The 13,044-nt window shown below is 62.8% G+C and carries 12 protein-coding genes; 7 read left to right on the forward strand and 5 right to left on the reverse strand.

All coding sequences use genetic code 11. The annotated features are described in order from the left end of the window. Positions 1–4 precede the first annotated feature (4 nt). From LFL96_RS02750 to LFL96_RS02760, 3 genes are all read left to right on the forward strand, one after another. Positions 5–1,885, forward strand: coding sequence for a TRAP transporter large permease subunit (locus LFL96_RS02750; protein WP_280997752.1), 1,881 nt, complete (start codon positions 5–7; stop codon positions 1,883–1,885). A 64-nt stretch (positions 1,886–1,949) separates the two neighbouring features. Further along, positions 1,950–2,750: an SDR family NAD(P)-dependent oxidoreductase gene (locus tag LFL96_RS02755; protein ID WP_280997753.1), complete on the forward strand. Its 801-nt coding sequence runs from the start codon at positions 1,950–1,952 to the stop codon at positions 2,748–2,750. A 717-nt stretch (positions 2,751–3,467) separates the two neighbouring features. Further along, positions 3,468–3,914 carry a hypothetical protein gene (locus tag LFL96_RS02760; protein ID WP_280997755.1) on the forward strand — a complete coding sequence of 149 codons (447 nt, stop codon included), beginning with the start codon at positions 3,468–3,470 and terminating at the stop codon, positions 3,912–3,914. Positions 3,915–4,239: 325 nt separating this feature from the next. On the opposite strand, the gene LFL96_RS02765 is transcribed toward LFL96_RS02760, so the two are convergent. From LFL96_RS02765 to LFL96_RS02780, 4 genes are read right to left on the reverse strand one after another with little or no spacing between them, the layout of a single operon-like run. Then, the gene (locus tag LFL96_RS02765; RefSeq protein WP_280997758.1) at positions 4,240–4,980 is read right to left on the reverse strand and encodes a PqiC family protein; all 741 of its coding nucleotides are present in this window, start codon (positions 4,978–4,980) and stop codon (positions 4,240–4,242) included. Beyond that, on the reverse strand, positions 4,977–6,638 hold the full coding sequence (locus LFL96_RS02770; protein WP_280997760.1) for an MlaD family protein: 1,662 nt from the start codon (positions 6,636–6,638) through the stop codon (positions 4,977–4,979). The genes LFL96_RS02765 and LFL96_RS02770 overlap by 4 nt, the downstream gene beginning before the upstream one ends. Beyond that, entirely contained in the window at positions 6,631–7,281 is a 651-nt protein-coding gene (locus tag LFL96_RS02775; RefSeq protein ID WP_280997763.1) for a paraquat-inducible protein A, read from the reverse strand. The genes LFL96_RS02770 and LFL96_RS02775 overlap by 8 nt, the downstream gene beginning before the upstream one ends. Positions 7,282–7,288: 7 nt before the next feature. After that, the gene (locus LFL96_RS02780; protein ID WP_280997765.1) at positions 7,289–8,065 is read right to left on the reverse strand and encodes a paraquat-inducible protein A; all 777 of its coding nucleotides are present in this window, start codon (positions 8,063–8,065) and stop codon (positions 7,289–7,291) included. A 484-nt stretch (positions 8,066–8,549) separates the two neighbouring features. Between LFL96_RS02780 and LFL96_RS02785 the strand changes: the two genes are divergently transcribed. The 4 genes from LFL96_RS02785 to LFL96_RS02800 all read left to right on the forward strand — a co-directional run bounded on the left by LFL96_RS02785 (position 8,550) and on the right by LFL96_RS02800 (position 11,917). Further along, complete coding sequence (locus LFL96_RS02785) at positions 8,550–9,110, forward strand: cytochrome b (protein ID WP_280997767.1); 561 nt, start codon at positions 8,550–8,552, stop codon at positions 9,108–9,110. Positions 9,111–9,118: 8 nt separating this feature from the next. Beyond that, complete coding sequence (locus LFL96_RS02790; RefSeq protein ID WP_280997769.1) at positions 9,119–9,682, forward strand: YceI family protein; 564 nt, start codon at positions 9,119–9,121, stop codon at positions 9,680–9,682. Between the two features lie 73 nt (positions 9,683–9,755). After that, a complete protein-coding gene (locus tag LFL96_RS02795) occupies positions 9,756–10,322 on the forward strand; it encodes a YceI family protein (RefSeq protein ID WP_281000888.1) in 567 nt (188 codons plus the stop codon). Positions 10,323–10,639: 317 nt separating this feature from the next. Then, on the forward strand, positions 10,640–11,917 hold the full coding sequence (locus LFL96_RS02800; RefSeq protein WP_280997770.1) for an MFS transporter: 1,278 nt from the start codon (positions 10,640–10,642) through the stop codon (positions 11,915–11,917). Between the two features lie 161 nt (positions 11,918–12,078). Here the strand turns inward: LFL96_RS02800 and secF are convergent, their stop codons facing one another. Then, a complete protein-coding gene (secF, locus tag LFL96_RS02805; RefSeq protein ID WP_280997772.1) occupies positions 12,079–13,029 on the reverse strand; it encodes a protein translocase subunit SecF in 951 nt (316 codons plus the stop codon). Positions 13,030–13,044 lie beyond the last annotated feature (15 nt).

Here is a 13,044-nt window from a genome sequence, read left to right on the forward strand (position 1 = left end):
CGCCATGCATCTGACTCTGACGAAGAAACTGGAAAACGACGGCTGGCTCGCGCGCGGCGTGATCGCCGCCGTCGATTGGGTGATGCATGGCGTGGGCGCGCTGGCCGCCTGCCTCGTGGTCGCCGAGACGGCGATTCTGCTGTGCGGCGTGATCTTTCGTTATGGACTCAACCAGCCGTTGATCTGGTCGGACGAACTCGCGTCGATCCTGTTCAGCTGGCTGGCGATGCTCGGGGCCGTGCTCGCGTTGCATCGCGGCGCGCACATGCGGCTCACCGCGATCGTCTCGCGGTTGCCGGCGAAATGGCGTGGCTGGCTCGAAGCGGTCAGCGCGTTGACGGTCTGCGCATTCGTCGCGCTGATCATCACGCCGGCCATCGAGCACATGAATCTGCAGATGCCGGTCAGCACGCCCGCGCTGCAGGTGCCGGACGGCTGGCGCTGCGCGGCGTTGCCGGTCGGCGCGGTGCTGATGCTGCTGGCTTCGCTCGCGCGCATCGTCCGGGAAGTCAGCCCGGGGCAGTTCATCGGCGCGTTGCTGACGGCCGGCGCGATCGCCGCGGGATTGTGGATCGCGCAACCGGCGCTGCTCGCGCTCGGCAATCTCAACCTGATCGTGTTCTTCGTCGTGCTGGTGGGCTTGTGCGTGGCGGGTGGCGTGCCGATCGCCTTCAGCTTCGGCACCGCGACGCTCGCCTATCTGGTGATGATGACGCATGCGCCGCTGGGCGTGGTGGTGAGCCGCATGGACGAGGGCATGGCGAACCTCGTATTGCTCGCGGTGCCGCTGTTCGTGCTGCTCGGCGCGTTGCTGGAGCTGAGCGGACTGGCGCGTTGTCTGATCGACTTCATGGCCGCGTTGCTTGGCCATGTGCGTGGCGGTCTGCAGTACGTGCTGGTCGGCGCGATGTTTCTGGTGTCCGGCATCTCCGGCGCGAAAGCCGCCGACATGGCGGCGATCGCACCCGCGTTGTTCCCCGAGATGCAACGGCGCGGCGCGAAACCCGAGGAACTGGTGGCGTTGCTGTCGTCCACTGGCGCGATGACCGAAACGATTCCGCCGAGCCTCGTGCTGATCACGATCGGCGCGGTCTGCGGCGTGTCGATCACCGCGCTGTTCGTGGGCGGAATCATGCCGGCGGTGATCGCGACGATCGCGATCGGCTTCGTCTGCTGGCGGCGTGCGCGACACGAGCCGCCGAGCCACGCGACTCGCGCGCCGTTGCGCACGATCCTGCGCACCTTCGTGATTGCGATTCCCGCGCTGGCGTTGCCGATGTTGATCCGCGTGGTGGTGATCGAAGGGGCGGCCACCGCGACCGAGGTGTCGACCATCGGTATCGCCTATACGCTGATCGCGGGGGTGCTGTTGCATCTGTGCGGACGGCGTATCGAATGGCGGCGGATGTATGGCTTGCTGCTCGATACCGCGAGTCTGTCCGGCGCGATTCTGCTGATCATCGGTCTTGCCACCGCGATGGCGTGGGCGCTGACGCAGTCGGGCTTTTCCGCGTCGCTGGTGGCGGCGATGGAGCAGATGCCGGGCGGACCGCGCGCGTTCCTGTGCGTATCGATCGTGCTGTTCGTGGTGCTGGGCAGCGTACTCGAAGGGATTCCCGCGATCGTGCTGTTCGGACCGCTGTTGTTTCCGGTGGCGCGGGCGCTCGGCATTCACGATGTTCACTACGCGATGGTGGTGATTCTGTCGATGGGGCTCGGTTTGTTCGCGCCGCCGATGGGAGTCGGTTTCTACGCGGCGTGCGCGATCGGCAAGGTGACGCCGGATCGCGTGATGGGACGCGTGTGGGGTTATCTCGGCGCGTTGTTTATTGCGTTGCTGGTGGTGGCGTTCGTGCCGTGGCTGTCGACGGGGTTTTTGAACTGACAGTGCTTTGGACGCAGGCTGTTTTTATTTCTTCACGCGGTTTTTACACATTCGAGAGTTCGCTGTGAATCTGAATACCGATGTTTCTCGTCCTGACCGTTCTCCTCTTGCTCATCCGCGCGTTGCGCTGGTTACTGGCGGCGGCGCTGGTATTGGCGCGGCTATTTCGCAGCAGTTGGCGGAAGCGGGGCATATCGTTTTTATCGGCGATATCAATGCGCATGCCGCGGAGGATCTTGCCGGTGCGCTGTGCGCGGCGGGGCACGAGGCTTACGCTGTGCAGCTTGACGTGTCCGCGCCGGCTTCGATCGATGCGGCGTTCGATGCGATCGAAAGCCAGTTTGGGCGTTGCGACATTCTGGTCAATAACGCGGGGATCGCCAAGACGTTTTCGTTTCTTGAGTATCCGGTCGAGCATTGGCGGAAGGTGTTCGATGTGAATGTCACCGGGCCAATGCTGTGCGGGCAGCGGGCGGCCAGACTGATGCGGCGCAATGGGTGGGGGAGGATTGTGAATATTGCGTCGGTGAGCGGGTTGCGGGCGAGTTCGGGGAGGACGGCGTATGGGACGTCGAAGGCTGCCGTGGTGGGGCTGACGCGGCAGATGGCGATTGAACTGGCCGAATATGGGATTACGACTAATGGCGTGGCGCCTGGGCCTGTTGATACGCCTATGACCGTTGATCTGCATTCGCAGGTGGCCAGGGATAATTACACGCGGGCGGTGCCGGCTAAACGGTATGGGGTTCCTGCGGAGATTGCTGCTGTTGTGCAGTTTCTTTGCTCTGAGCAGGCTTCTTATGTTAATGGGCAGACTGTGCCGGTTGATGGGGGGTTTATGGCGGCTGGGGTTTTGGAGATTTGAGGGTTTGGGGTTGGGTTTGGGTTTGGTCTTGGTTGTTTTCTGTTTTGGCCTTTCCTTGTTGTCTTAGTGGTCTATTAGCGTCGCCCCTGTGCGGGGCAGGCACTTACTTTCTTTGCCGCCGCAAAGAAAGTAAGCAAAGAAAGCGGCTTCACACCGCTAATTCTTAAGCGGAGCCCTCGCACAGTACCGGTAGTGGTGCATCTGGAATCTGTGTTCTCGCACACTCCGCGTTCGTGACACAGCAGTCATTCCTCCCGCGACGCTGCGCGCGCCGTGGCGGTCGGCCTGACGGGATGCCGGTCATCTTGGTCGCTTTTTTCGTGAAACCTCTTTGGAGACCTGCGAAGATTCAGTTGGCATTGCTGATTTCGTGGAAATCTGACACCTGCGTTGGGAAATTTCGGAAATGCGGCCGACGCGCACTATTTAGCTCGGTCGAGTGATCACCTCAACAAGCCCACGTCTTAGACTCGTTTTGTCGTGCACGTCACGACGACAGGTTTAGCAGCCTGACAAACGTATCGCCCCGCAGGTTTGCTCATGCAGATGTGCGGCTGCCGTTGCACGTCTCATTACATTGGGCGGGCCTTGGTGGGGGAGCCTCGCGGCTCGCCGGTTTTTGGTGATACGTACCGGTCTGCTAATCCCGTCAATGTGCCCGCTCACCCATTTTTGAAGTGATGCTGGGCGATCTGAGTAAGAGATGGGAGATCGCAGATGAGTAAGACGTCGAAGAAAGCTCGATCGGGGGGTAGAGGGCGTACGCCTGTTGATGGGGATCAATACGAGAGGCTGGCGTTATCGGCGTTTCGGCTTATTGAGCGTCATGGTGAGCAATTGGAGAATTTGTTGACGTTGGCGACGTCGATCTACCAGAACCCAGCGACGACGATGGATGAGCGAGCGCGACAAAGGACGTTGTTGGGTTTATGGATAGAAACGGGCGAAGCGTACCGACGCGAAGTGGACGTCGACCGTGAGTTGTACGGCATTATTGCGCTGGATGCGCGAGGCGTTCCGCAGACGCAATTGACTGCACGCTACGCGACGAAATTGCTGGCGAAGGCGGCATCAGAAAATGGCGCTACGGCGAGCACATCGCCGGGGCCGAGCCGCCGAACCCGCTCAAAAATTCCGACGCGCCGCACGGCGACGGCGCACTAAAAGAGATTCGCAAAGCGAACCCGCGCCCCCAGCGCTGGCGCACGGCGCGCGCAGCGTCGCCGGAGGAATGACTGCTGTGTCACGAACGCGGAATGTGCGAGAACGCAGATTCCAGATGCACCACTACGGGGACTGTGCGAGGGCTCCGCTTAAGAATTAGCGGTGTGAAGCCGCTTTCTTTGCTTACTTTCTTTGCGGCGGCAAAGAAAGTAAGTGCCTGCCCCGCACAGGGGCGACGCTAATAGACCACTAAGACAACAAGGAAAGGCCAACCCCATCAGTCAAACCACCAAAGCGCCGCACAGGCAAAAAAAAGCCTCCAACTTCAACCCCCATCAGCACCTGCAGAAGGACACCCCGGCACAACAACCTGCGAAGCCTTCCCAACCCCAACCCCAACCCCAACCCCCCGCCCTTGCGAATCCACACCACGCGAAGCCGCAACCATCCCCCGCACAGCCCCAGCAACCTGCATGGAGATTTGCATCAAAGCCTTCCGATGCCCGTCAACGACGGAGTCATAAGACCCACCGACAGGTTGACTCACAACACTCCGGCAAGTCATGACAGCCCCACTCCGCACAGCCCGAACACTCCAGACCGCGTCAATAAGCGCATGTGACCCAGGCCACGACTCAAACCGCTGCACATTCATGCTCACGCGATAAACCGGCACCCCATCCGCGCGAGCGGTCCCATACACATCGATGGTATTGAGCTGCTGCGTCAGATTCGTCGACAAAGCCCGCCGAATCTCATCCCCCGGCAACGAAGCCCAGCGCTGCTCTTCAAGCACCTTGACCTGCGTCGGCCCCGTCTGCACAACCAGTTGATTCTTGGCGACCGCCGGCGGCACATCCACCGGCGCGACCTCGATCAACCAGCCCGGCGCAGCCGAACTCCGGACCGTAGCCGCCCCCGTCGCCCCAGCATCGCCCAACGTATAAAACCGGCTAGCCGGCGACGAACACCCCGTCGCCGCCAACACCATTCCGGCCAAAGCGCCAACACCAACGACCCCGCGCACAAACCCGCGCGTCGAGCGGGAAAGCCGGTCAAACATCATGGTTTATCTCCTGTTTTACCGCGCAACAGCGACTCGGGATGACGCTCCAGATAATCCGACAACGCATTCAGCGACTGCAACGTCCGCGTCAATTCCTGCAACGCCTGATGCACGTCCGACTGCAACGGCGAATCCTGCTGCAACGTCGCCTCGGCCGAACCGAACGTCTGCTTCGCCGCCGCCAGCGTGTCCCGCGCCTGCGGCACCACTTCCTTGTCGAGTCGCGTGAACAACTGATCCGCGTTCTTCAACGCGCTGTTCAGGTTGTCGCCAATCTGGTCGAACGGCACCTTGTCGAGCTTCTTCGCAATGTCCGCCACCTGCAGTTGCAGCTCGTCGAGCGTGTTCGGGATCGTCGGCAGCTCAAGCGGATCGCTCGTCACGTCGACCGTCGCCGGCGCCGCCTTCGGGAACATGTCCAACGCCACGTACAACTGGCTCGTGATCAGATTGCCGGTGCGCAACTGGCCACGCAAACCGTGCTTGACCAGTTGCTGCAGCAAGGTCTGACCCGCGAGCGTGCCCGGTGCCGGCGCCGTTTCGCGGAAGCGCTTGCCGAGCCGGTCCGGATACAGATTCATCGTCACCGGCATCGTGAAGTTGCGCGTCTTCGGGTCGTAATCGATGTTGATGTTCGTCACCTGTCCCAGCACGATGCCGCGGAAATCGACCGGCGCGCCGACCGACAGACCACGCAGCGACTGATTGAAATTCATCACCACGCGCAACGGCACACCGTCCGGCTCGCGCATCGCGTCGGCTTCGTCCGAACCCAGCCGGAACGTCATGTTGTTCGGCGCCTGCGCGCCCACGCCCTGGCCCGGCGGCGACTGGAACGACAAACCGCCGACGATCACCGTCGCCAGCGACTGCGTATTCAGCTTGAAGCCGCTCGAATCGAGCCGCAGATCGACGCCGCTCGCATGCCACCAGCGCGAGTTCGTGCCGACGTACTGGTCGAACGGCGCGGACACGAACACCTGCATCGTCACGCCAGTGCCGTCCTTGTCGAGCGAGAAGCCCACGACCTGGCCGACCTGCACGCGCCGGTAGAAAATCGGCGAGCCGATGTCGATCGAACCGAGCGAATCGCCGTGCAGGATGAACTGGTGACCCTTCTGGTCGCCAGTGATCGGCGGCGGCGTTTCGAGGCCGACGAAGTTCTTTTCGGTATCCGGCGAATGGCCGGCGTCCGCGCCGATATACGCGCCGGACAGCAGCGTGGTCAAGCCCGACACGCCGCTCGCGCCGACCCGCGGACGCACCACCCAGAAGCGCGAGTCCTTGACCGCGAAGTCCTCGCCTTCCTTGGTCAACTGCACCTGCACCAGCACGTGCGACAGATCCTTCGACAGCGTGATGGTCTTCACCGAGCCGACGTCGACGTCCTTGTACTTGACCTTGGTCTTGCCGGGTTCGAGACCCTCGGCGCTGATGAAGCTGATGGTGATGGTCGGACCTTTCTCGGTCACCGACTTGATCACCAGCGCGATGCCAATCAGCGCGGCGATCAGCGGAATCACCCAGACGAGTGACGGCAGCCAGCGGCTGCGCGGCTCGATGTCGGGGTCCGGGAGTTGAGGCGGCAGCTTCGGTCCGTTCGAATCGCTGCGCGGCGCCTCATCGGAAGCGGGCGTCGGTCCTTGCGGGCTAGTCATGATCGGGGTCCTGAGGTTTTTGGGTACGGCTTTCCACGTTGTCCCAGATGAGCCGTGGATCGAATTGCATGGATGCCATCATCGTCAGAATCACCACGCAGCCGAACGCGATCGCGCCGGGTCCGGCCGTGATGACGGCAAGCGACTTGAAGCGCACCAGCGCCACGGTCAGCGTGACGACGAACACGTCGAGCATCGACCAGCGGCCGATGCGCTCGACCATCCGGTACAGCGTGGTGCGTTGCTCCGGCCGCCAGCGCGAGCGGCGCTGCGCGGTGATGGTGAGCAGCGCGAGCACGCTCAGCTTGAGCATCGGCACCATGATGCTGGCGATGAACACGATGACCGCGAGCGGCCAGTCGCCCGAGGTCCAGAAGTACACGACGCCGCTCATGATGGTGTCGTCCTCGGACCCGAGCAGCGAAGCGGTGTGCATCACCGGCAGCAGGTTCGCGGGAATATACAGCAGCGCGGCGGCGATCAGCAGCGCCCATGTGCGCATCAGGCTGTCCCGGTTGCGCGAGTGCAGGCGCGCGCCGCAGCGTCCGCAGTGCTGCGGCGTGACCGAACGGATGCGCGGCTCGACCCGGCCGCATGCGTGGCAGCTCAGGAGGCCGGCGCGTTTCGCGGTGATGTATTTCATCGCGGGCTCATCCTTCACGGGGCGTCGGCGGCGCCGGCGAGAGGCCGGGCGGCAACGCGTCGCCCGTCGCGGGGTGGTCGGCGTCGCGTATCTCGGGCGGCGCGGGCGGGCCGGCCTGCGTGTTGACGGCCACCGCCGCGCTATCGGCGGAGGTGCGCGGCAGCGGACGCTGGCCGAGGTCGCCGAGTTCGTCGGCGAGGTCCCACAGAATGCGCGGGTCGAACGTGACGACCACCGCGAACATCAGCGTGAGCACGCCGAACGCGAACAGCGCGGCTTCGGGAATCACGCGCGCGAGGCTCACCATCTTCACGATCGTGATGAGCACGCCGAGCATGAAGACTTCGATCATCCCCCACGGCCGCACGAACTGGATCGCGCGCAACACGCGATTGAAGCCGGCGGGCACATAGCCCGCGCGCAACGGGATCAGCACGTACAGCAGCGCGACGAGTTCGGTCAGCGGAAACAGGATGGTCGAGCAGAACACCATCACGGCGACGATCTGCATGTCCTCGCCCCACAGCGCGACCAGCGCGCCGAACAGCGTGGTCTGCGAGGTGATGCCGTTGGTTTCCAGTTCGACGATCGGAAAACCCTGCGCGATCAGGAAGGTGATCAGCGCGGCCAGCGTCATCGCGCTGATCTTGTCGAGCCGGCGCGAAACGCCGCGATACAGCGTCGCGCCGCAGCGCGGACAGCGCGCGGACGTGCGCCCGACAAGCCGGGGCTTGCGGAACAGCGTATCGCATTCATGGCACGCGATCAGGTTGTCATGTTCCATTCGGCAGAGGGCTAACGGTCAAGGGGAGCGGGGCTATGCCGGTTTATGGCGAGGCTGGTGAAACGCTGTAAATGGACCAGCGAAAGAACATGCGGAAAAAAGGGTGCAGCAATAGTACCAAACGCGACCCCCGATCGTATCGGCGGCGCCTCGGCCGATCGTCGGCCAGACCGGCAAGGGAAGGGTTCCGCCGGGCTGGCCTCGCGCCACCATGTCGTCTTATAGCGCGGCTTCTTACCGCTTTGGTCGCTATCAGGCATCCCTTGTGACACTCTCCGTCCCTTATTGTTCAATGTGGGGTGCATTCGCACCGGCCCATCCGCGCCGCGCCCACAGCCAGCTTTTCGTGCTTGGGGTAGCATGCGGCCTTGGCCTATGCAATTGCCGTTCCCGCCTGCCGTACAAGCCGATGCCGCACGCGGCGGCGCCGGGAACAACCGGGCGGTTCGCACCGTTTACTTCTCTTAGCTTGCGTTGACCTGTCATGGCACTCAATCCTTCGTTCGCCGGCCGGGAGTCGTACACGCGGACCGCCATCGCCTTTCACTGGCTGATCGCGCTGCTGATCGTGTGCGGCTTCGGACTCGGCTGGGTAATGACCGACATCCCCGGTTTCACGCCCACCAAGCTGCGCTACTTCTCCTGGCACAAGTGGATTGGCGTGACGGTGTTCGCGCTCGCCGTGCTGCGCATCCTCTGGCGCGCGACCCACGCCGCCCCGCCGATGCCGCGCCGCATGCCCGCCTGGCAGCGTGGCGCCGCGCATCTGGTGCATCTGCTGCTGTACGTGCTGATGATCGCGATTCCGGCGTCGGGCTATCTGTACAGCTCGGCCGCGAATGTGCCGGTGGTCTACCTCGGGTTGATTCCGCTGCCGCGTCTGATCGCGCCGGACCCGCATCTGAAGGAACTGTTGAAGAACGTTCACATCGCGCTGAATTACACCTTGCTCGTGCTGGTCGCGCTGCATGTGGCGGCTGCGCTCAAGCATCAATGGCTGGACCGCGACGGGCTGTTGTCGCGCATGCTCCCTTTCCTCAAATAAGGATAACCATGAAGGTCTCGTTCTATCGCTACATGCTCGCCGCTTTCGCCGCGGCTTCGCTGACCGCGGCCGGCAGCGCGCTCGCCCAGGTGGACGTCGCGAAAAGCTCGGTCACGGCGACCTCGAAACAGATGAACGTGCCGGTGGAAGGCAAGTTCGGCAAATTCACCGCGCAGATCAAGTTCGATCCGGCCAAGCCTGCGGACGGCAGCGCACAGTTCAATATCGACGTCGGTAGCTACGACCTCGGCGACGAGAGCTATAACGACCAGGTGCGCGGCAAGGACTGGTTCGACGCGAAGACGTATCCGAGCGCCACGTTCGTGTCGAGCGCGATCGCGCCGGCCGGCGGCAACCAGTTCAAGGTGACCGGCAAGCTGACCATCAAGGGCAAGTCGCAGACGGTGGTCGTGCCGGTCACGGTGACGCAGCAGGGCGGCGCGCAGGTCTTCGACGGCGCGTTGCCGATCAAGCGCTCGCAGTTCGACATCGGCACCGGCGAATGGAAGGACACGTCGGTGGTCGCCGACGAGGTGGTCATCAAGTTTCACATTGTTGCGGCACGCAAGTGACCTTTGAAGGTCGCTAGATCCCACGGTTTCACACGATCCATCCCGAACCCAGGAGCATGAAGTGAAAAAATCCCTGTTGATCGCCGCCGGCGCGCTGGCTTCGTCGATTTCCCTTGGCGCCTTCGCGGCCGATACCTATCAGCTCGATCCGACCCACACCTATCCGAGCTTCGAGGCCGATCACTTCGGCGGGCTGTCGGTGTGGCGCGGCAAGTTCACGAAGAGCTCGGGCACCGTGACGCTCGACCGCGCGGCCAAAACCGGCACCGTCGACGTGACGGTCGATCCCGCTTCGGTCGACACCGGCAACACGAAGCTCGACGAGCATCTGAAAACGGACGCGTTCTTCGACGTCGCGAAGTATCCGTCGGTCACGTACAAGGGCACCGACATCAAGTTCGACGGCGACAAGCCGGTCGAAGTGATCGGCAACCTGACGATTCGCGGCATCACCAAGCCGCTGAACCTGACGATCGATTCGTTCAAGTGCATGCAGCATCCGGTGCTCAAGCGCGAAGTGTGCGGCGTGGAAGCGAGCGCGCATTTCAACCGCGCCGACTACGGGATGGATTTCGGCGCCAAATATGGCTTCAACATGGATACCAGGCTGCATATCCAGTCGGAAGGGATCAAGCAGTGACCGGGTGAGCCGGTAATCGGTCAGGCGATCGCCTGACCGGGCTGGCGTCGCGCTGCGACGCAACAAAAACCGCTTCGGCCGCTTCGGCGCCGGAGCGGTTTTTTTATTGACTACGGCGCTGCCGGCGGGCGTTGCACGCGCCTGCGGGCAAGCCTATGCGACGAGCATCGGGAATGTGCCGCTCGCCTCGTTTTAATTTTTCGGGTACATAGAGCGCTGGCACCGATCTGGTTGTGCGCGCATCCATTCGGGCAGGACCGGGCAGGACCAGGCATTAAGCCTACAGTCAAAAATACTCGCGCGAACTGGAGATCTGGATGAACGCAACGACAGCAGCAAGCCTCGCGGGCAGTCGGCAGAATTCGTGGCGCGCGGTGGTCGCCGCATCGATCGGCAACGCGTTGGAATGGTTCGACCTGGTGGTGTACGGATTCTTCGCGGTGATCATCGCGAAGCTGTTTTTCCCGGCGGGCAACGACACGGTGTCGCTGCTGCTCACGCTCGGCACGTTCGGCGTGTCGTTCTTCATGCGGCCGCTCGGCGCGATCGTGATCGGCGCGTACGCGGACCGCGCCGGACGCAAGGCGGCGCTGACGCTGTCGATCCTGCTGATGATGGGCGGCACGCTGATCATCGCGGTGCTGCCGACTTACCGGAGCATTGGCCTCGCCGCCCCGGTGATCCTCGTGCTCGCCCGGCTGATGCAAGGTTTCTCGGCGGGCGGCGAATTCGGCAGCGCCACGGCGTTTCTCGCGGAACACGTGCTGGGGCGGCGCGGCTTCTTCGCCAGCTGGCAGGTGGCGAGCCAGGGGCTGACCACCTTGCTGGCCGCTGGTTTCGGCGTGCTGCTGACGGGCGGCCTCTCGCCGGATCAGATGGCGTCGTGGGGATGGCGCGTGCCGTTCTTCTTCGGCTTGCTGATCGGGCCGGTGGCCTGGTACATCCGTACCAAACTCGACGAAACGCCCGAATTCCTCGCGGCCGAAACCACGACGACGCCGCTGCGCGACACCTTCGCAAGCCAGAAGCTGCGGCTCCTGATCGCGATCGGCGTGGTGGTGCTCGGCACCGTGTCGACCTATCTCGTGCTGTTCATGCCGACGTTCGGGGTGAAGCAGTTGGGGCTGGCGCCCTCGGTGGCCTTCTCGGCGATCGCGTTGACCGGGCTGATCCAGATGGTGTTTTCGCCGGTGATCGGTCATCTGTCGGACCGGCATGGGCGCACCACGATCATGCTGACCTCGGCGCTGCTGCTGCTCATTCTGATCAATCCGGCGTTCGTGTATCTGATCGCGCATCCGACTTTCGGCACATTGATGGCGATGCAGATCGTGTTCGGCTTTCTGATGACCGGCTACTTCGCGGCGCTGCCGGGTTTGCTGTCGGAGATGTTTCCGGTGCAGACGCGTACGACCGGCATGTCGCTGGCCTATAACATCGCGGTGACGGTCTTCGGCGGGTTCGGGCCGTTCATCATCGCGTGGTTGATCAACGTCACGGGGTCGAAGGCGGCGCCGAGCTTCTATATGATTTTCGCGGCGGCGATCAGCCTGGTGGCCTTGTTCGCGGCGCGGCGCAAGCTGGGGTTCCGTTGAGCGAAAGGCGGTCGTGGCGACAGGCCAGTGGCGATACGCGCGGTAAGCGGTGAACGGTAAGCGGTAAACGCAAAAGGCCGGTTCGAGAAGAACCGGCCTTTTGTTTTGCGCGTCTACGCTAATGCTCGATGTGCGCTAGCGACTGATTAGCCGTTGCCACATCAAACCTGCGCGCCCGCATTCGGATCGTTCGGATCGACGCCTTGCTTCTTGTCCTTCAGCAAGTCTTCGCGCTTCACGCCGAACCACATGGCGAGCGCCGCGGCGACGAACACCGACGAGTAGATACCGAACAGAATACCGACCGTCAGCGCGAGGGCGAAGTAGTGCAGCGTCGGGCCGCCGAACAGGAACATCGACAGCACCATCATCTGCGTACAGCCGTGGGTGATGATGGTTCGCGACATCGTGCTGGTGATCGCGTGGTTGATCACCTCGATCACGGTCATCTTGCGTTCGCGGCGGAAGGTCTCGCGAATCCGGTCGAAAATAACCACCGATTCGTTCACCGAGTAGCCGAGCACCGCCAGCACCGCGGCGAGCACCGACAGCGAGAACTCCCACTGGAAGAATGCGAAGAAGCCGAGAATGATGATCACGTCGTGCAGGTTGGCGATCACGCCGGCTACCGCGTACTTCCATTCGAAGCGGAACGACAGGTAGATCACGATGCCGACTACCACGCACGCGAGCGCGAGCAGGCCGTCGGTAGCGAGTTCCTTGCCGACCTGCGGACCGACGAACTCGACGCGCTGCAATTGCACGTCGGGCGTATCGGTTTTCAGCGCGCCCATCACCTGATCGCTCTGTTGCGCGGACGTGAAGCCCTGCTTGAGCGGCAGACGGATCAGCACGTCGCGCGAGGTGCCGAAGTTCTGCACCTGAGCGTCGGCATAACCGAGCCTGGCGAGACTGCCGCGCACCGGTTCGAGCGGCGCGGCGCCCGGATACTGCACCTCGATCACGGTACCGCCGGTGAACTCCACCGACAGATGCAAGCCGCGATGCAGCAGAAAGAACACAGCGGCCACAAACGTCAGCAGCGAGATCGCGTTGAACACCAACGCGCGCTGCATGAACGGAATGTCTTTACGAAAACGGAAAAATTCCATGGTCTTGTTCTCCGG

This window comes from Paraburkholderia sp. D15, assembly GCF_029910215.1.
Taxonomy (GTDB): Bacteria; Pseudomonadota; Gammaproteobacteria; order Burkholderiales; family Burkholderiaceae; genus Paraburkholderia.

Bases quoted from the DNA above. Each gene is read 5' to 3' on its own strand.
- secF (WP_280997772.1), bottom strand. From the start codon at position 13,029: ATGGAATTTTTCCGTTTTCGTAAAGACATTCCGTTCATGCAGCGCGCG.
- LFL96_RS02785 (WP_280997767.1), top strand. From the start codon at position 8,550: ATGGCACTCAATCCTTCGTTCGCCGGCCGGGAGTCGTACACGCGGACC.
- LFL96_RS02780 (WP_280997765.1), bottom strand. From the start codon at position 8,065: ATGGAACATGACAACCTGATCGCGTGCCATGAATGCGATACGCTGTTC.
- LFL96_RS02800 (WP_280997770.1), top strand. From the start codon at position 10,640: ATGAACGCAACGACAGCAGCAAGCCTCGCGGGCAGTCGGCAGAATTCG.
- LFL96_RS02750 (WP_280997752.1), top strand. From the start codon at position 5: ATGCATCTGACTCTGACGAAGAAACTGGAAAACGACGGCTGGCTCGCG.
- LFL96_RS02765 (WP_280997758.1), bottom strand. From the start codon at position 4,980: ATGATGTTTGACCGGCTTTCCCGCTCGACGCGCGGGTTTGTGCGCGGG.
- LFL96_RS02790 (WP_280997769.1), top strand. From the start codon at position 9,119: ATGAAGGTCTCGTTCTATCGCTACATGCTCGCCGCTTTCGCCGCGGCT.
- LFL96_RS02775 (WP_280997763.1), bottom strand. From the start codon at position 7,281: ATGAAATACATCACCGCGAAACGCGCCGGCCTCCTGAGCTGCCACGCA.
- LFL96_RS02770 (WP_280997760.1), bottom strand. From the start codon at position 6,638: ATGACTAGCCCGCAAGGACCGACGCCCGCTTCCGATGAGGCGCCGCGC.
- LFL96_RS02760 (WP_280997755.1), top strand. From the start codon at position 3,468: ATGAGTAAGACGTCGAAGAAAGCTCGATCGGGGGGTAGAGGGCGTACG.